Origin of the sequence: Grimontia indica, from assembly GCF_000333895.2 — a bacterium.
GTDB lineage: Bacteria > Pseudomonadota > Gammaproteobacteria > Enterobacterales > Vibrionaceae > Enterovibrio > Enterovibrio indicus.
This window is the reverse complement of sequence record NZ_ANFM02000039.1, coordinates 81,341-100,353: the sequence shown is the minus strand read 5'-3', so window position 1 is coordinate 100,353 and position 19,013 is coordinate 81,341. Positions and strand designations below refer to the sequence as shown.

Genomic DNA, 19,013 nt, shown 5'->3' with positions numbered 1-19,013 from the left:
CCTTCCTGTTTTCTTCGTAACGAAGGATACCTCATTCAAACTAACAGTCGGGAATTCAGCTCACTCTAGTGTTCCGTTTTCTCAAATCTAAGGTATTCGGATACTCAAAGCTCACCTCCTCCTTCTGAGGAGACATAGGCTTGGCAACCTCTTCATTCGGATAGAACCTACGCAATGCATCAAAGGCTGGAGGCGGCATCAGCGGCCCCTGCGTAAAGCCATCGTCATTGAAACGCGTAATACGGCGTCCTTCCGCTTCGTTGCCATTCACCGGGAAGGTATCGTAGTTACGTCCACCTGGGTGACTGACATGGTAGGTACAACCACCGACCGACAAACCGTTCCAGGTATCCACCAAATCAAAAACCAAAGGCGCATCCACACCCAATGTCGGGTGAAGCGCGGAAGGTGGTGACCAAGCACGATAACGCACAGCAGCAACAAACTCCCCTTGTCTGCCTGTCGGGCGAAGCGGCACACGGCGACCATTACAGGTCAGCATATAACGCGAGTCTGTGAGTCCACTCAGTTTGATCTGAATACGCTCGACCGACGAATCCACATACCTGCTGGTACCGGATTGAGTCACTTCTTCGCCCAATACATGCCAGGGTTCTATCGCCCAGCGGATTTCGATTTCCATATCATCCAGCTGTAATCGACCGTAATGCGGGAACCTGAATTCTTCAAACGGCGCGAGCCATTCCAGCTTGAACGGGAAACCATGCTGCTGAAGATCGTCCACCACCTCTTTGATGTCTTCCCACACAAAGTGCGGCATCATGAATTTATCGTGAAGCGAGGTGCCCCAGCGCACCAATGGCTTGTGATACGGCGCTTTCCAGAACCTCGCAGCCAGACAGCGAATCAGCAGGTTTTGTACCAGAGACATGCGTGCATGAGGCGGCATTTCAAACCCGCGGAATTCGAGCAGCCCTTGTCGTCCACTCGCTGTACCTGCAGCATAAAGCTTGTCGATACAGAACTCCGCGCGGTGAGTATTACCGGTAATGTCCACCAGCAGGTTTCGCATTAGTCTGTCTGCGAGCCAAGGTTGGTCGACCAAGCCATCAGGGAAGTTCTGGAAGGCGATTTCCATCTCATACAAGGCTTCATCACGCCCTTCATCTGCACGCGGTGCCTGACTGGTTGGGCCGATAAACATGCCAGAGAACAAGTAAGAAAGCCCCGGATGATGCTGCCAATAGTTGACGAAGCTGCGCAGCAAATCCGGACGGCGCAGAAACGGACTGTCAGCAGGCGTGACGCCACCCAAAGTAATATGGTTCCCGCCCCCGGTTCCTGTATGGCGACCATCCAACATGAACTTTTCTGCGCCAAGGCGACATTCATGGGCGGCCTGATACAAGGTTTCGGTATTCTCAACCAGCTCGTTCCAGCTACGGGAAGGATGAATATTCACTTCAATCACACCCGGGTCTGGCGTGATCAGGAACTTCTGTAAACGGTGATCTTTCGGAGGCTCATAGCCTTCAATCACCACCGGCAATTCCAGCTTCTTCGCCGTTTCTTCGACGTGATGAATCAGTTCAACATACTCTTCCAGCGTGTTCATCGGCGGCATAAACACATGCAGCCTGCCATGCCTTGGTTCCACACAAATCGCGGTGCGAACCACACTGACATACCGCTTTGGTGCATCCGCATCTTCCGGTGAGATATTTTCTTGAGAGTAAACAGGCAGCTCTTCTCGCGGTTCAAACGGATCACGTTCTGGAATGATTTCTTCCGGCGTCGTAGCGGGTAAAGATTCGAGCGGAAGGCGGAACCCCATTGGGCTATCGCCCGGTACCAAGGTGATCACGTCAGAACGCATCGGCCATTTGGAGCTGTACCAGCCCGAACCGGAATGGGCGATGGGCAGGATATAGCCCGTCACGCTCTCTAAGCCTTTGCTGAGTATGTTGGCAAGGCGGCGTCTTTCGAGATCATCCGTGAGTTTGGCTTTCTTCGGGTTCACGCCATCCGGCAAACCCCGCTCCAGCCAAAGATAATAGAGCGAGTCTTCAAAGCTTGGCTGAACAAACATAGAAGACAGCCCCAAGGATTGACTCAGTGTTTTACTGAAACGCTCTGCGTCTTGAATGTCATGCCCATAATCTTTATCGACGCGGGCAAGCAATGCCGGATCGCGCCACAGCGCTTCACCATCAGTGCGCCAGAAACAACCCAGCGCCCAGCGCGGAAGCTCCTCACCGGGATACCACTTGCCCTGCCCATAATGCAGCATGGCGTGAGTGGCGAATTCATCTTTCAAGCGAATCAGCAGATCTTTTGCCAGACGCAGTTTGTCGTCACCCAGTGCTTTGGTGTTCCACTGGTCCGAATCCATATCATCAACAGAGACAAACGTCGGCTCACCGCCCATGGTCAGGCGCACATCTCCTGCTTCCAGCTCAGCATCTACTGCATTTCCCAGCGCTTTGATGTTTTCCCATTCATCATCGCTATAAGGTTTGGTGACCCGAGGGTCTTCATGGATGCGCGTGACCGTATTGCTGTAATCAAAGGTGACTTCACATTTGTCTGTGCCACCTGTAATTGGCGCAGCGGAGATGGGATCTGCGGTACAAGCCAGTGGAATGTGCCCTTCTCCGGCAAGCAGACCACTGGTTGGATCCAGTCCTACCCAGCCTGCACCAGGCAAATAGACTTCACACCAGGCGTGGAGATCGGTGAAGTCTTCTTCAGGGCCAGAAGGGCCATCAAGGGCTTTCACATCAGCAGTAAGCTGAACCAAGTATCCCGAGGCAAAACGCGCCGCCAATCCTAATCGGCGAAGGATTTGCACCAACAGCCATGAGGTATCACGGCAGGAACCTTTCTTCAGCGTCAGTGTTTCCTGACAGGTTTGCACGCCCGGTTCAAGGCGAATGCCATAGCTGATTTCATTTGCCAGTTGGCTGTTTAAGCCAACAAGGAAATTAACGATTGGCGTTTCACTCCGGTCAATCGCCGCCATCCATTTATCAAGCTCAGGGCAATCTTCGGATGTTTTCAGATACGGCGAGAGCTCTTCGAGTAACAGCGCATCATATTTGAACGGGTAATGCTCGGCGTATTCCTCAATAAAGAAGTCGAAGGGATTAATGACCGTCATATCGGCGATCACTTCCACTTCAAATTCCAACTTGCGCGTCTTCTCAGGGAACACCAAGCGCGCCTGATAGTTACCAAACGGGTCTTGCTGCCAGTTGATAAAATGATCTTCCGGCGTGACTTTCAGAGAGTAAGCATGAATGTGGGTACGCGAATGAGGCGCAGGCCTCAGCCGCAGAATATGCGGCGAGACATGGACATCGCGATCAAACTCGTACGACGTTTTATGTTGGATCGCAACGCGAATTGTCATGCAGCCTCTCCGTGTTTGAAATCAAACCAGGTATCGCGGATCTGGCTTTGCAGATCGATAAGCGCCAACTGGATATCATTGAGATACTCACTGAGAGACAGGTTGATATCGTCCTCGCTTTCCACCTCGTAGGTTTTGGCTCGCAGCGCTTCCGCAGACTCAGCAACCGCTTCATAGCGTGGCAGGTAAGTCGACGCGGTTTTGATTTGGCGCAGGCAGAATTTCAGCGAACGTGGAAAGTTTTGGTCACCCAGCAGGAACTGACACGCCACCACACTATCTATGCCCGTTTTCATGGTGCGCTGACAGGTCAAATAGCCACTTTGCGATTTCAGTACCTTCGACCAAATGGCTTGGTCCAATACCACTTTCTCTTCGGGCAAGGCGTTGACGGAGATGATGACCGCTGAATCCAGAATGCGCGTGCACATGTCTGCCCTTTCGGTATAGCGCCCCATCACATTAAAGCTCCAGCTTTCGTCACGGCTCATTGTGTCTGCCAGCAATCCATTGATTTTTTGGCAACTCTCGATGATCGCATTCAGATAGGCGTGGCGATTCGAGCGGTTGATGCCTTGCTGAATGTTGTTCTTTGCGTACTGGCAAAGCTCGTTGATCAGCTCCCACATTTCTTCCGGAACTACGTCACGCGTGGTGCGGATGTTTTCTTTCACCATTAGCAAGGAAGACAACAACGAACTTGGGTTATCTTCTTTCGCCAGCAGAAAGCGCATGACGTTTTTCTCACCCTGATCTTTATAGATAGCGCCGAATTCTTCGACGCAGCCATTTATTTCAATCAGGTTGTACCAAGAAACTTTCACGTCGCGTGGCAGATCAAACAACACTTCATCGTACACGCTCACCAAGCGGGCGATGTTCTCTACGCGCTCCAGATAGCGCGCACTCCAAAACAGGCGTTCTGCAACTCTCGATAGCATCACTTCGCTCCTTTTGTTCTAACAATCCATGTGTCTTTACTGCCGCCACCTTGTGACGAGTTGACCACCAGCGAGCCTTTCTTCATGGCGACGCGGGTTAATCCACCGGTAGTGACATAGGTTTTCTTGCTTTGCAGGATGAACGGACGTAAATCGAGATGGCGCGGTTCCAGTTTTCCGCGTCCCACCAGCGTCGGTGCCGTTGAGAGTTTTAAGGTAGGTTGTGCAATGTAATTACGTGGGTTTTCTTGAATCAGTTTGGCAAAGAGTTCCTGATCTTTTTTGGTGGAGTGCGGTCCCACCAGCATGCCATAACCGCCTGATTCATTAGCGGGTTTCACTACCAACTTGTCGAGGTTTGCCAGCACATATTCGCGCTGTTCTTTGTCTTCACACAGGAAGGTTTCCACATTCGGCAGAATCGGCTCTTCATTGAGGTAGTAACGAATCAATTCCGGCACGTAGGCATAAACCACTTTGTCGTCTGCCACACCTGCGCCCGGAGCATTAGCCAGCGCTACGTTTCCGGCTTTCCATGCACGCATCAAGCCCGGCACACCCAGCATAGAGTCTTTGTTGAACACTTCCGGGTCGATAAACTCATCGTCGATACGGCGATAGATGACATCGACACGCTCGGGTCCATGAATGGTTTTCATGTACACGCAGTCGTTGTCGTCGACAAAGAGATCGTTACCCTCCACCAGCTCAGCACCCATTTGTTGGGCAAGGAAAGCATGCTCAAAATACGCGGAGTTATAGATGCCCGGTGTCAGTACGACGATTTCTGGCTGCTTCACTTTGCGCGGCGACAGCGCTTTCAATGTTTGGAAAAGCTCAGACGTGTAAGCGTCGATGGGAAGAATGTCATCATTCTCGAACAACTCCGGCAACACACGTTTAGTGACAGCACGGTTTTCCAGCATATAGGAAACGCCGGACGGAACGCGGAGGTTGTCTTCCAGAACATAGAATTCGCCATCACCCGCGCGCACCAAATCGGTGCCACAAATGTGTGCCCAAACACCGTATGGTGGCGAAACACCGACGCATTCTGGTCTGAAGTTTTTGGATTCTTCGATGATATGAGCGGGGATAATGCCGTCTTTAATGCAGTTTTGATCGTGGTAGAGGTCGTCGATAAAGCGGTTGAGTGCGGTGAGTCGTTGCTTGAGTCCTTTTTCTGCGATGGCCCAATCGTCAGCATCTATGGTTCGGGGAATAATATCGAAAGGCCAGGCCCGGTCTATGTTTCCTTCATCTGTATATACGGTAAAGCTGATGCCCATGTCCTCAATGGTGGCTTCAGCCGCCTGCTTGCGTTTTTCCAGTTCATCCGTTGAAAGATCTTCTAGGTATCTAATCAATCGGTCAGAGGAAACGCGGTAATTTCCTTTACTGTCCACCAGTTCGTCGAAGAACTCTCCACTGTCGTACATCGTCATCAAATCACTCATGGCGGTTCTTCCTTTTTTTGCGATCCACCTATCTGACTCTACGCCCATCCTTATTGTGAAAACTTGACGAATTTCGCGATTTTATTCTGATTTTTTGCATGTTTTTCAAGGCGATCGACTAACCATTTGGACAAAGCACTTAGCAAAAGCACACAAGACTCATTAATGAATCACTTTTGTCGGCATATATAGTCTACACATGAAAGGAATAGGGACTTTCTGATGGCTAAACAAATATGCGCCATTAATCGGCAATAAATGACAAATAACGCCCTTATCATCGGGCGAACAAAGTCAGATATTTTAGGATATTAGTTGACCGAAAACGTTTTAGGAGAGAGGTTCTGCCCCAATAAGGTGCAATTAAGTTGGCTTTTACTGCCATTCTTTCAATTGTTCATTTTTTAATCAGTTTACCGCCATTTCCCTGCAAAGAGGCATTTAATCTTTCACGGGCAATCTGGACTGGATTTCCTTCATCAAGCCTTCCGGGTCTCGGTAGGCATAATAATTCACCACAATACGTTTCTCGCCAGCAGAAATGACAATAGAAAAGTCATTCGATTTAGAGCTTGTGACCTCACGCCAGTGAATTCGATTTTTACCCTTCTCAACATACTCGTCGGTCACACGGGTATTTTTCGAATCAAACACCCAGAACAAAGAAACAAAAATGCCGACAAACGCCAGAAAACCATACAAGGCATTCATCCAAATGCTATGCTCTTCGCCCCCCAGCACTAACTGCAGGTTTAGCACGCCAAATGTCATGCCCAACATCAGGATGACGAAGGAAAGTGGCTTGTTCAGAATCGCGTAATTCTTGTCCATGTCGGAAGATTTTTCACTCACTGATAAAAACTCTCAATTTGAATCTATCCATAAGACCGCGCATGTTACTGAAAATTCATTAACTATTGTGCCTGTCTAATTACACAGTAGCGGGTTTTCTTCCTACACTCTTAACAATGCGACACTGATTTGACTCGGAGGGGGCGACCTGTGCTCGAAAATTGGAAACGACAATTTGAGGATTATGCACTCGTAAAGAAGATGACCGTCATCCTCTGTTTGATTGGTCTGGTACCCACCATCATTACAGCGTTTATCGGTCTCTACAGCTCGTCCAATTCCATCGAACAGCAGAAAAGTGAATCCCTTCAAGCCATTGCTCAGTTAAAGGCAGATTCGGTCGAGCTTTACTTTCAAAACTCCAACGCAGTATTAAAAAGCATTGCCCAAAATCCGCTGACAGTGAACGCCATTACGCCTTTTCTGGAAGCCTTTCGCGAGTATCCAGAAGAAAGCACCCAGCAAAAGATGCAAGAACTCGCAGCGTTTTATGAAGATGGCTTTGCCAAGACCTATCAATTTGAAACAGACTCGACATTAGAGACCGACGCACTGATGGAAGGCGCCAACGCGACCATGATTGCGTTGCAGCATGCCTACATTGTGAAGAATCACTACCCCATAGGACAGAAAGACCAGCTCCGTCAGGCTGGGCGTACTCCCTACGATGAAGCCCATAAGCGGTTTCATCCCACTTTCCGCCAGTACCTGAGTAACTTCGGCTTTTACGACATTTTCCTCGTGAGCCTCTCTTCCGGTGACGTGGTCTACTCCGTTTTCAAAGAGATCGACTTCGCATCCAATCTGATTGAAGGTCCTTATGCGAACTCCGGTTTGGGCGAGGTGTACCGTACACTCAAAAGCAAACTGCTTAATGGCGAGCAAGTCGACACCGTCTTTCATGACTATAGCCAGTACCTGCCATCTTACGATGCGCCAGCTGCGTTCTCAGCCACACCTGTGTATGTGAATGGCGTGCCTAAAGCCGCGTTGATTGTTCAATTGCCACTTGGGCAGATCAGCACTGTGATGAGCAAAGGCTATGGACTGGGTGCCACGGGAGAATCTTATATCGTCGGCGCTGACCGCAAACTGCGTTCAGACACCTTTCTTAGCGAAGACATGACGGTCGAATCTGCGTTTCGAGATAACAAAACCATCAATACAGTAGCGATCGAAACGGCGCTTAGCAGCCAATCTCAGGTTCCTGATACCGCGATTCATGGATTGAATTACCGCGATCACGATGTCTTTACCGTGTTCAGAAAAATACAGATTGGTGATAACGCAGATTGGGTGATCATCGTAGAACAGGATGTCAGCGAAGCCTTGGAAGCCATCACTGGCCTGCAACTTATTTATCTTGTAGTCGCACTGGTGCTTATCGCTTTGGTGCTATTTTCTGCCAAACACTTTGGCCAACTTATTGCCAGGCCGATTCAAGAACTTTCGGCTTTTATTCTTGGTCTTCGTCAAAGCTGGCGTTTTTCTGATCGCGCCAATGTGCACAGCAAAGATGAAACCGGACAGGCAGCTGAGGCGCTCAACACCATGCTGGCGTCTTTAGACACTGCCGTCGGCAGCATTTCCAACACCATGGAAGGCCTTTCTGAAGGCGACTTCTCACAGCGCGTGAACTCCGACATGGCTGGCGATTTGCAGAAACTCAAACTCAGTATCAATGAATTCGCCAGCGAAATTGAAGTCACCGTGAAAGGCATTGGTAACGTGATGGCGAAAATCGAACAAGGTGATTTCAGCTCTCAAGTGACTACAGATGCCAAAGGGCAACTCGATGTACTGAAAACACAGGTGAACAGTTCAGCCCGCGCCACTGCTGCATTTATCAAAGACGCCAAGCTGGTGATGTCATCCCTTGAGGTCGGTGACTACAGCAAACGCATCACCACGCCTGCCGCCGGAGAGCTTGCTTCCCTTAAAGAGTCCATCAACCAATCTATTGCCAATACAGAAGGCTTCATCGTTAACATCTGCGGCGTGATGGAATCTATTAGCCAAGGGAAATTCGGACAAACGGCGTCGATTGAAGCTGCAGGTAAACTGGACGAATTGAAAACAGCGGTGAACCGCGCCTCAACCTCCATTAACGGGGTCATTGCCAATATTGTCACCGTCATGGCCCAGGTGTCAGAAGGTGATTTTTCGGCTCGATGCCAGACAGAAGGTGTCTCGGGCGATTTGCTCGAATTGGCAAACGCAGTGAATCAATCAGCCACCAACATTGATGACACCCTCGCCCACACTCAACAGATATTGGAAAAGCTGTCCAAAGGTGATTTGACTGAAACCTTCGACCATAAAGTGACTGGCGATTACCAGAAGCTGAAATCAGGCATTAACGACACCATCATTAGCCTGGCGTATATGGTGCAAGAGATTCAAACGTCTGCCTCAACCGCCACCAACAAATCAGAAGAAACCAATGCTGAGGTGTCGGATCTGAATCGTCAATTAGATGCGCAAGTCAAAGGCTTGAAAGATGTCACGCTGCGCATGGCGGCGATGCGCAGCAATATTGAAGAAACATTGGATCACGCCAAAGTCTCCGTTTCTGTCTCCCAAACGGCACTGGACCACGCCCATGAGAGCGAAGTGCTGGTGAAAGAAGTGGAAGATGCGATGAAGTCCATCACGGATTCCAGCCGTAAAATGCAGGTCATCATCGAAACCATCGAAGGGATCGCGTTCCAGACCAACCTTCTTGCACTCAATGCCAGTGTAGAAGCCGCAAGAGCTGGCGAGCAAGGACGTGGATTCTCTGTGGTAGCCGGTGAGGTGAGAAATCTGGCCCAACGCTCCGCTGATGCAGCGAAAGAGATTTCATCATTGATTAAAGAGTCTGATAACCGTGTCGCGTTGGGCGCGGAGAAGGTGAATCTGTCCGGTGAGTTGCTATCAAAAATCACCCAATCGAATAGCGAAGTCTGTGCCAATTTTGAACGGGTGAACATCTCTATCAAAGCGCAGTTTGACCGCGTCAGGGAAGCCTCAGAAGGGGTGACTGGTGTGGGTGACAACATTCAACAATGCGCGCGTATTTTGAATCGCATCAACAGCAATATGGATGGGGTAAACGAACAAGCTGAAAACCTCAACCGTATGATTGGTCGATTTAATTATTAGACCCTCAAGTCTCGATATCGATCATTTAAGCCGGAAAATTCTGCTGTTACCCTGTGCAGAGTAACGATGGACATGGATGTACAGGATGACAGCTCCAAACGAATTGGCGATCGGCATTGATTTAGGCACCACCAACAGCGCGATTGCTGTTTGGCGAAATGGAAACGCTGAACTGATCCCCAATGCCCTTGGCCACTTCCTCACCCCTTCAGTTGTCAGTATCGACGACAGCGGACAGGTGTTGGTGGGTGATGCTGCGCACTCTCGTTTGGTGACCCGCCCTCAGGAAACCGCTGCTGCTTTTAAACGTTACGTTGGCTCCGACAAGCAATACCAACTCGGCAAACAGCGTTACACGCCCACAGAGCTTTGTGCACTCATCCTGCGTTCACTCAAAGCGGATGCGGAAGCGTTTCTCGGTCATGCCATCAGCGAAGTCGTTATCTCCGTTCCCGCTTACTTCAGCGATCAACAACGCAAACAGGTTCACCTCGCTGCAGAACTGGCTGATCTGATTGCTGTTCGCCTGATCAACGAACCCACTGCTGCCTGTCTTGCATACAGCCTTCACGAATCTCATGAACGCCGGTTTCTTGTTTTCGATCTTGGCGGTGGTACCTTTGATGTCACCGTGGTGGAGCATGCTGACGGTTTTGTTGATGTGCGCGCCTCTGCTGGCGATAACCGTCTTGGTGGTGAAGACTTCACCCGCAAGCTAGCTGATTATGTCATCGATAAAGTCAAAACCGATGACGGTGATATTGCCCTGAATGACATGGCAAAGATCATCAGCGCCAGTGAAAGCGCCAAGAAAATCGGCGAAGGCGACGTTGTCATTAACCTGCCGGAACCCTTTGCCCAGTCAATGTCACTCACCCCATTCATGCTTGATGAAATCTGGAAGGAGACCATGTTGCGACTCTCCCAGCCACTTCGTCAGGCATTGAGCGATGCGCGTATTACACCGGAAGATATTGATGAGCTGATTTTTGTTGGCGGTGCCACGAGACTGCGTCAGGTTCAACAACTCGCCACTCGTTTGATTGGACGTTTCGGAAAGATTTCCATCGACCCTGACTTGGTCGTTGCTATGGGCGCTGCCACTCAAGCGGCGTGCCGTTTGCGCGATGAAGCGGTCGAGGAAATTGTGCTGACAGATGTCTCCCCTTTCAGCCTCGGCATCGCTTCAAACCGCAATGGTCAGGTGGATGTATTCAGCCCAATCATTGAGCGCAATACCGTCATCCCTACTTCCCGTGTTGAGCGTTACTACACCACCACTGATAACCAAACAGTCGTAAGAATTGCGGTCTATCAGGGTGAGCGCTACTGGGTTCGCGAGAATATCTTCATCAACGAATTTGAAGTGACCGTGCCAGAAAACAAAGCGGGCGAAGAAGCGATTGATGTACGTTTCAGTTATGACATCAATGGTCTGTTGGAAGTGGATGTGACAGTGCTGTCGACACAGAAAACCACTCAGAAGATCATCGACCGCACCCCTGTTGGCATGAGTGAAGACGACAAGGCCGCCAGCCGCGAACGCCTCGCCATGCTAAAAGTCCACCCTCGCGACAAACTGCCTAACATTGCGATGTCAGAAAAGCTCAACCGCCTCTACGAAGAAAAGCTCGCAGAAGAACGCCAGTTGGTAGAGGAGCTTATTGTTGCCTTCACACAGGCTTTGAATAGCCAGGATGAGCGCATCATTCGCGAAGCGAGAGAGTCGGTTGATAAGCAGTTAAAGGTTCTGGGATTTAGTTGAGTGGGTGACTTTTATTCAAAATACACTCCGAGTTTCTCTCCGAGGATCTTATCTCATATTCACTATTACCGCTAAAATTATGAAATCACTCTTAAGTGTAAAGTAATTAAATCACCCAGTCTCACAATTTATCCATTGCAAATACTTTGAGATCACTTTTCACTTGAAATAAACGCTACTTGGTCAAGTATCAATTAGTGCTTTACCAAATTTAAAGCTAGTAAGTTAAACCAACTAGCTCATACTTCACTACATAACGAAATGGGAAACCTAATGAAAATTCCTCTAAAAAGCATTTATTTATCTTTATTCTCTTTGGTATTAATCGCGGGATGTAGCAGTAGTCAAAAAGCGCCTTCAGTTGATACAACAGAAAAGTTTCAAATCAAAGAGATATCTCTTAAGTTAGTTGAACGTGTGACTCCAGAAATTACATATCATACTGCCAATGAAATTGAAAATAGGGTTTCGAGTGATATCAAAGATCAGTTAAAAAAGGCCAACCTAATATCTTCAGATCCTACAATGAACACTTTGAAAATAACAATGACTTATCATAGAAGATTTGCAGGTGATCAAACGCCATTTCCATCTGACTCCCTAATTTATCCTAATTTCGATTATGACATAGAAATTTATGATGGAAATGATTTGCTAACAACTATCTCTAAGAGAAACCTCACATATAGCGGGGGGTTTAAAATGAATTTAGAAGTGCTAGGCGGTTCATTAAGAAGTAAAGAAGATGAGATAGTATTTTTCAACGCTCTATCAAACACTATTATTGATAGAATTAAAAGCCTGAACTAAAAAGCGTCAAAATAGTAAGGAGAAGCTCTGACTTCGCATTTATACTTCATCAGCTTCTCCTTTTTGAGTAAATCCCACATTGACTCCAACTTATGCCCAATTGGTTTCCATTCTCTAATCCTTAAACCCCAACACTTTCCTCATATTGATCTCCCTTCTTGCCACCACTTTTCTATCCCAACCTCCCCGGGAGTAAAGATCATTCAGCCCATTGGCTGTCATGTAGTGGGTAATAACATTGACGAAAGCGAGGAAGACTGAGCGGAATATGATGGCCGCCAGCAAGGTGAATACGCTGTAAAACAAATATTTCTTCCTGTTGCCTTTGGTGATGATAGGACGTGAAACCTGCCAAGCTAAAAGGCTGTGGGTGATGAACAGAAAGATGACCATGCCTCCCAACGTTTCTTGAGAGACGTCAAATCCCGCCATTACAGTCATTGGGAAAACAAATACCCAGGCCGCAAAGAAAACGAACGAGAGAAACTTCAACTTGGTTTTGCTGTAAGTTGCCGCCTTCTCGCCTTTCTCAGCGATGTCTTTCTCTAGCTTCTGACGATACATTTCGTCAAGGAACTCAACGGCTACGTCCGTGGTTTCCCGCTGAAGTTCAGTTTGCTTTTTACGCCTGTCTGCCAGTGCTTTGAGCGAAGCCATGTTGTATCCATCTCCCTCCAGCCCTAAGTGCAGTTGGGTGAGAAGAATGCACATGGGATAATGGAAGTCTTTCGCTTCGTCTTCTGGTGAATGTTCTTCAAACTCTTCAGGTGGCGCAAACCAAGCCCTGTTTGTGGTGATCATCGCATGAATAAACTCTGGTTTGTCGTAATGGTAGGTCTCTTTCGCCAACCCTTTTTCTTGCTTTAATCGGATAAGAGTTTGTTGTTGCCAGTCCACCACCACGTGGAAATGCGGATTTGCATCCAGGTTGGCAGCAACCAGGTTCCAAAAGACAATCGCCTCGTCAAAATGCTCCTCGGCCAATAGACGGGATAGCGCGATAGTGGCGCTAAGATCACGCGCTTTAGCCCTTTCCATTAAGGTATCGATACTCTCACTTTCAATCAGTAACGACACTTGGCTATCGACCACCAGGCGATAGACAAACTGTTCAGGGAATTGGTTAAAAGCATCGATACTCTCGGGCAGATAGTCATAAGGCTTGGCGGCAAAAGGCAGAATGAGCGAAATCGGCCCGCTAAGTTGCCGTTCAGGCAGTGGTGGCAAGGTATCCATTACCGGTTGCTTGAGTGCCCCACCTGCTCCGAGGTGGGAAAAGAACATCAGCGCCCAGTCAAAAACGCCCTCAAACGCAGTTTTCTGCCATACACTGGTAATCTCATACTGCGGGTTGGCACTTCGATAGAAACAGAGTGAATCAGCATAGTAAGGATACATATTGCTTTCATGGAGCTCTTCCATGACCAAGACTTCCGCTTGCTCCAACTGTCGATACCAAGTGTCAGGCAGCAAAGGATGGCGACGAATACACTCGAGCCAATCATCCTTGGATAGTGAACTTAGCTCCTCCATGGTCAGGGCTTCTTGTGAGAAGAAGGCGTCGGTTTCATAGTGCGCCAATTTTTGCTGTAGCGTTTCAGAACCACCCTGCGTTTCCATCACTTCTTTTAAGCATTGCTGCGCGAGAAGAATGGCGACACGTTCACTGCCATTTCCCAATGCGTCCAATTCCTGCTTTAGCGCTTGCTTGAGCGAATTCATCCATGCCCAGCTGCCGGAGTGCGCCGCCCATAGTACTTTGACGACCAGCACTAAAGATCCCTCTGCGCCAGTAAAATCGAGTCTGTGGCTAATCGCATTATTGTCATGCCCTACAAGCTGGCCACAAAGCCAGTCATACATCAGCTTTTCTGGGGCGCTTTCAGGTACCTCTAACAATTTTCGCTCATTGCGCCAGAATACAGGCGGCAGCGGGTTCCAGCGCTGACGCAAACATGCCAATACCAAGGCCAATAAGCGATCATGACTGAGTGCGGAGAAATACTGCAGATCGGCGGCCTCAGACCACGCCTTCAGTGAAAGGAATTTTCCCGTCACCGCTTCGATCGCTGTTGAGTGACCGGTAAGCTTGGCTGCCTCCGCAATCACCTCCCATTGAGCGAGCGTGAGGGTTTCTGCGGGGCGTTCAATGAGGTCAGACACCAACAAGGCCTCGACAACTGACGATGACGCTGTTTTTATAGCGACATGCGCTTTAAGAAGGCTGATTTGAACATTGAGCAGATTCGGTATGACAAACGTCAGCGGCTGCTGCAGGTGATAGTGCAACGCATCCACTTGCCCACGTGACAGCGCAATATGAAGAGGACGCAAAAAGCTCAGTACAGCCCTTTGTTCCGGTGCACTCAGCTGAGTCAGCTCTTCGAGGGAGACGGACAGGGGAAACTGTCGCCATTCATCGAGAAACTCACCCAGTTCAACTTGCTGTTGGTCCCCGTTCAGCAAGAGATTCCAACTTAAACCGTGCCAAAGCACATCAATGATCGCGGGGGGCAACCAGCGGTTTGCTAATACCAGAGTTACAGCGTCGTCTGAGATCTTCTGCTGCTCATCGATTTGCAGCATCTGTCCGGTTTCTGTCCAGACTTTCCAGCTCGTCAATTCCATCCGCTTTGACGCATCTTGAAGCATTGCTTTCAACGCGCTGATGTGCGGGTGTTCTGTCGCTGTTTCTGGGTTTTCGGGGGCGGATTCCCTGTTGGTTTCTCCATTGTCATTAACGCCGTCTTTCAGCCATTGAAGAATATTTTCATACGCTTCGCGTACCCGCTTGAATCCTTCTGGATCGTCTTCTGGGTGATGTTGGCGAAGCTTGACGCGATAGGCCTTCTTGATGACGGATTCATCTTGCGTAGGTTCGAGTTCGAGGGTTTCCCACATGTTCATGATTGTGTCTCCCCTTCCTCTTCACTCAACAACGCACGAAGTGATTCCGGCTGAGGAACCACTGGCAGCGCGATGTTCCATTCCAAAGCGGGAATGGGACAGTCTTTGTCTTGCTCAAGGCTTTGAAAGAAATTGCTGAATCCGATATAGAAACCGTTATTGAGCAGGTATTTGACGTTGTCGATATCTTCATCTTGATCGTTGATATATTCCCAATAGTTGCGACCAAAAATGAAGCTCTGACTGTATTGTTCCCAGCTTGAAAAGTGCTTTTGAATTTGAAGACAGAAATAGTTGAGCAGGAAGGCAAATTCTTCTTGGGTTACTTTGCCCGCACTGAATCCAGCGCGGGTAAGAAAAGAGCCACGGCAAAAATCCCACGCTTTAAAACCGGCAATACCAACATGGCGGTAAGCCGCATCGAGATACTGCATTTCAGCCTTAGCGACCTCATTCTGTACACTGTCGATACGTTGTTGCCATTCATTGGCGCTCATGCAGGCGCGGCGCCCGAATTCTCCTTCCCAGACATCACCGTGAACTTCCCCCATTGCGAGCCGGTGGATCATCTGGTGCCATTCACGGCGGGTTTCAATCCCCCAGCTATCAGCAAAGCTTTTTCCCCACGCCTCCAGATCCTCTGCATCGCGTTTTAGGGTGGGTAAGTCGTAGTCATATTCGCCACGGTTATAGCTAATTTGGGGAGCAGTTATCGCCAGCCACCATTGGCAATGGGGCAAGGAAAAGTCGAATGTGTAAGGAGTTTGCGCTGTCATCCTGAGCCTGCTTTTCTTAATTGCTTCATGCAATTAGCTCAGGATGACGTTTTCGGGCGTCAAAGTGTAGTGAGATGGATCAGGTTATCGGGCATTGAGCAGTTTGGCTCCGTTTAAGTGTTCCCTTGTCTCACCAAAGTCCCGCTTTCTTAATCTCGTTATAGGCGGACATAACGTCATCAGGAATCACTTGTTCAATCTGAAAACCCTGGGCTGGGTAATCCTTAATGCGCTCGAAATCACTCACTGTGGCTTCAACAACGTGATCAAACGGAAGATCTGCCGTCGGATATTCCAGGAACGGGATAGGCGGGGATGTACAAACAACGCTTTCTACGTCATCAGGCCACTGTTTTAGAAACGTCGCGTAAGCCCTACGCTCCATAAAAGGCTTTTGCACCAGAATGAAACGACTGAACGTTAATCCTTTCTTTGACAACACCTCATGTGACAGCGTCACGTTTTCACCTGTATTGGTGGCTTGGCTTTCCAGCAGTATTGCTCTGTCTGGCACACCTTCATCACGCAAAATCTCGGCAAACGTTTCGGCTTCCGATTTTTCGAAAACGTCTTCAGTAAACCTGCCTCTTCCCCCGGACACCAGTACGTAAGGTGCCATTCCTCGACGGTAAAGATCGGCGGCGTGCTCAGCGACTCTCAAATCATTGCTGCACAATACAAACAGGCAGTCTGCGGGCTTAACTTCATGCCCCATAAGGTGGTAATTCCAGATGGTTTCAAGATGTTGATATAGACGTGCAGGCATTTCAGTATTCCCAGATAACGATGTATGGATACCAATACTCCTAACGCCCTTTCATTTCAAAGCAATGACACGCATTTTCTGAAATTCGGTAGCGAATGGTTAATTCGCCATCACTTTTGCAAGCTCAGACTCTGATTCCCAAGCAAACGGGGCAAATAGTTCAGGCAAATCGACGCTCACGCCAAGACGCGCTGCGAGCAAGTACAAACCGCCGATTTTCCGGTGGAGGAAAAGTGCATCCACGGGTGGTGTGTGCCAATATCCTTGCTCGGTGCTCAGTGCCATGCCGGCATCATGAATGCGCTTGGCAAGATCGCTTTTGCCGAAATCATAGGGCCCGTTATGGCGCAGAGGCTCACAGGCCGTCATCACCAAATTCACCACAGCGTCTTTTTGTTCTGGGAAGATATGCTCACTGAAAAAGCCAATTTGGGACATGGCATCTGCCACCCCTTCCCTGTCGTTGTGCATCGCTGACGTCAGCAGCTTTTGGTAGCCCTTGCTTATTGTGTCTGAATACAAACGGGTTGCGCCAAAATCCAACAAGACGATTTTTCCGGTTTCGCGCTGGTACAGGTAATTGGCAAAGTTAGGATCGGTCTGAACACGTTGGAAGTCGAACACTTCGCGGAACAACAAGGTAAACAGATTCGAAACCAGCTCGGTTTTCTGCGTATCTGGCAAATCACCGAGGTTTTCAATCTGTTCGCCCTGTTCGTAACTCATGGTCAATATCGACGACGTGGTCAAAGCATCATTGATTGAAGGCACGACGAATCGATCATCCTCTTTCAACAGCTCACCAAACACCTTGGCATGTTCGGCTTCCAGTTGATAATCCGCTTCGGCGTGAAGTTGTTTTTTAGCTTCTTCAAGCAGGCTTTTGTAATCGACTTCTTTAGGCACTAGCCCTGTCAGGCGAAGCAGTGTGACAACATTATCGACATCGCTGCTGATGCTTTTCTTCACGCCAGGATACTGCACCTTTACCGCCCGTTCTGAACCATCGTCGTCATAAGCGAAATGTACCTGACCAATTGACGCTGCAGCGACAGGCTTGAATTTAAAGGAAAGGAAGTGTTTCTGCCAATCAGTGCCCCACTCGCTCGCCAATACATCAGCAAGTTGCTTTGCAGGCATTGGCGCGGCGTCAGAACGCAGTCGGGCGAGGATATCGGTGAGTTCTTTTGGCAAAGCATCACCCGCATCCATACTCAACAACTGGCCAACTTTCATTGCTGCGCCACGAAGCTGGGCAAGCTGATCGGTAATATTGGAAATGTTCTTTGGAGTCAGCAGCAGGTCTTTGGCTTTCGGGCGCTTGCCTGCAATCAATTGCTTGGCACCTTCTGCCGCCATGTTGGTCGCTACTTTGGTGACTACAGAGCCAAACATACCGACTCTGCTCATTCGGTTGGTAGGCACCTTTTTACCATCGTCGTACTCAGCCACGATATGCGTCCTTTTTGTTGTTTTTCCTTGAACCAGTACGAACCGAACAGAGAATCGTTCACTGGGCATCTTCATGTTGTTTGGGTATAAACCCAAGATATAAAAAAACCGCGCTAAAAAGCGCGGTTCTTTCAGGGTCAGTGAGGGTTTAAACCTTCTTCACGAACTCAGACTTCAGCTTCATTGCGCCGATGCCGTCGATTTTACAATCGATATCGTGGTCACCGTCTACCAGACGGATGTTTTTCACTTTAGTACCCACTTTAACAACCAGTGACGATCCTTTCACTTTCAGGTCTTTGATCACGGTGACAGTGTCGCCGTCCTGAAGAACATTGCCGTTAGAGTCTTTAATTACCTTTGTCTCTTCTGCATCTGCAGATGCATCCTGAGACCACTCGTGACCACACTCAGGGCAAACGAACAATGCGCCGTCTTCGTAAGTGTATTCAGAGTTACATTGTGGGCAATTTGGTAAAGACATGATTGATCACCTCGGTAAGGATGGAGAATACCAATTGGACTAAATCGTCAGTCCGATTGGTACAAAGAGGCGCTAGTCTAAACCAAACCCCTAGCTTCGCATATAGCGAAACGTGATAAGCACACACTTTTTCCGGGTTTAAGATTATTTAGCCTTTTACGTGCAACAGTTAGGTGAAAATCGAGCCACACTATTGCCTACAGCGGCATAACTGAACGATCCATTTCCTTACATTTAAATGCATCGGATCACATTTCAGAAAAATGTTAATTCGTCACAATAAATT

General features: G+C 48.7%; 12 protein-coding genes. 3 read left to right on the top strand and 9 right to left on the bottom strand.

What is annotated here, in order from left to right; translation table 11 throughout:
- Positions 1 to 55: 55 nt before the first annotated feature.
- From D515_RS20420 to D515_RS20405, 4 genes are all read right to left on the bottom strand, one after another.
- Positions 56 to 3,373: a transglutaminase family protein gene (locus D515_RS20420; RefSeq protein ID WP_002541220.1), complete on the bottom strand. Its 3,318-nt coding sequence runs from the start codon at positions 3,371 to 3,373 to the stop codon at positions 56 to 58.
- Positions 3,370 to 4,314, bottom strand: coding sequence for an alpha-E domain-containing protein (locus D515_RS20415; protein ID WP_002541219.1), 945 nt, complete (start codon positions 4,312 to 4,314; stop codon positions 3,370 to 3,372). Before D515_RS20415 ends, D515_RS20420 begins: the two co-directional genes overlap by 4 nt.
- A complete protein-coding gene (locus tag D515_RS20410) occupies positions 4,314 to 5,771 on the bottom strand; it encodes a circularly permuted type 2 ATP-grasp protein (protein ID WP_002541218.1) in 1,458 nt (485 codons plus the stop codon). Before D515_RS20410 ends, D515_RS20415 begins: the two co-directional genes overlap by 1 nt.
- A gap of 441 nt (positions 5,772 to 6,212) precedes the next feature.
- Positions 6,213 to 6,602 (bottom strand): hypothetical protein, encoded by a 390-nt coding sequence (locus D515_RS20405; RefSeq protein WP_002541217.1) that lies wholly within the window; start codon positions 6,600 to 6,602, stop codon positions 6,213 to 6,215.
- A 222-nt stretch (positions 6,603 to 6,824) separates the two neighbouring features.
- Between D515_RS20405 and D515_RS20400 the strand changes: the two genes are divergently transcribed.
- The 3 genes from D515_RS20400 to D515_RS20390 all read left to right on the top strand — a co-directional run bounded on the left by D515_RS20400 (position 6,825) and on the right by D515_RS20390 (position 12,342).
- Complete coding sequence (locus D515_RS20400; RefSeq protein WP_002541216.1) at positions 6,825 to 9,767, top strand: methyl-accepting chemotaxis protein; 2,943 nt, start codon at positions 6,825 to 6,827, stop codon at positions 9,765 to 9,767.
- 85 nt (positions 9,768 to 9,852) lie between these two features.
- Positions 9,853 to 11,532 carry an Hsp70 family protein gene (locus D515_RS20395; RefSeq protein ID WP_002541215.1) on the top strand — a complete coding sequence of 560 codons (1,680 nt, stop codon included), beginning with the start codon at positions 9,853 to 9,855 and terminating at the stop codon, positions 11,530 to 11,532.
- A gap of 273 nt (positions 11,533 to 11,805) precedes the next feature.
- Positions 11,806 to 12,342, top strand: coding sequence for a hypothetical protein (locus D515_RS20390; RefSeq protein WP_039850398.1), 537 nt, complete (start codon positions 11,806 to 11,808; stop codon positions 12,340 to 12,342).
- 114 nt (positions 12,343 to 12,456) lie between these two features.
- On the opposite strand, the gene D515_RS20385 is transcribed toward D515_RS20390, so the two are convergent.
- The 5 genes from D515_RS20385 to D515_RS20365 all read right to left on the bottom strand — a co-directional run bounded on the left by D515_RS20385 (position 12,457) and on the right by D515_RS20365 (position 18,727).
- On the bottom strand, positions 12,457 to 15,249 hold the full coding sequence (locus D515_RS20385; RefSeq protein WP_002541213.1) for a hypothetical protein: 2,793 nt from the start codon (positions 15,247 to 15,249) through the stop codon (positions 12,457 to 12,459).
- Positions 15,246 to 16,025, bottom strand: coding sequence for a DUF1266 domain-containing protein (locus tag D515_RS20380; protein WP_002541212.1), 780 nt, complete (start codon positions 16,023 to 16,025; stop codon positions 15,246 to 15,248). The genes D515_RS20385 and D515_RS20380 overlap by 4 nt, the downstream gene beginning before the upstream one ends.
- A 130-nt stretch (positions 16,026 to 16,155) precedes the next feature.
- Entirely contained in the window at positions 16,156 to 16,791 is a 636-nt protein-coding gene (locus D515_RS20375) for a YdcF family protein (RefSeq protein ID WP_002541210.1), read from the bottom strand.
- Between the two features lie 99 nt (positions 16,792 to 16,890).
- Positions 16,891 to 18,243 carry an ABC1 kinase family protein gene (locus D515_RS20370; RefSeq protein WP_002541209.1) on the bottom strand — a complete coding sequence of 451 codons (1,353 nt, stop codon included), beginning with the start codon at positions 18,241 to 18,243 and terminating at the stop codon, positions 16,891 to 16,893.
- Positions 18,244 to 18,391: 148 nt separating this feature from the next.
- On the bottom strand, positions 18,392 to 18,727 hold the full coding sequence (locus tag D515_RS20365; protein ID WP_002541208.1) for a zinc ribbon domain-containing protein YjdM: 336 nt from the start codon (positions 18,725 to 18,727) through the stop codon (positions 18,392 to 18,394).
- Positions 18,728 to 19,013: the final 286 nt, after the last annotated feature.

Bases quoted from the DNA above. Each gene is read 5' to 3' on its own strand.
- D515_RS20405 (WP_002541217.1), bottom strand. From the start codon at position 6,602: ATGGACAAGAATTACGCGATTCTGAACAAGCCACTTTCCTTCGTCATC.
- D515_RS20395 (WP_002541215.1), top strand. From the start codon at position 9,853: ATGACAGCTCCAAACGAATTGGCGATCGGCATTGATTTAGGCACCACC.
- D515_RS20375 (WP_002541210.1), bottom strand. From the start codon at position 16,791: ATGCCTGCACGTCTATATCAACATCTTGAAACCATCTGGAATTACCAC.
- D515_RS20400 (WP_002541216.1), top strand. From the start codon at position 6,825: ATGACCGTCATCCTCTGTTTGATTGGTCTGGTACCCACCATCATTACA.
- D515_RS20410 (WP_002541218.1), bottom strand. From the start codon at position 5,771: ATGAGTGATTTGATGACGATGTACGACAGTGGAGAGTTCTTCGACGAA.
- D515_RS20390 (WP_039850398.1), top strand. From the start codon at position 11,806: ATGAAAATTCCTCTAAAAAGCATTTATTTATCTTTATTCTCTTTGGTA.
- D515_RS20385 (WP_002541213.1), bottom strand. From the start codon at position 15,249: ATGAACATGTGGGAAACCCTCGAACTCGAACCTACGCAAGATGAATCC.
- D515_RS20380 (WP_002541212.1), bottom strand. From the start codon at position 16,025: ATGACAGCGCAAACTCCTTACACATTCGACTTTTCCTTGCCCCATTGC.
- D515_RS20415 (WP_002541219.1), bottom strand. From the start codon at position 4,314: ATGCTATCGAGAGTTGCAGAACGCCTGTTTTGGAGTGCGCGCTATCTG.
- D515_RS20420 (WP_002541220.1), bottom strand. From the start codon at position 3,373: ATGACAATTCGCGTTGCGATCCAACATAAAACGTCGTACGAGTTTGAT.
- D515_RS20365 (WP_002541208.1), bottom strand. From the start codon at position 18,727: ATGTCTTTACCAAATTGCCCACAATGTAACTCTGAATACACTTACGAA.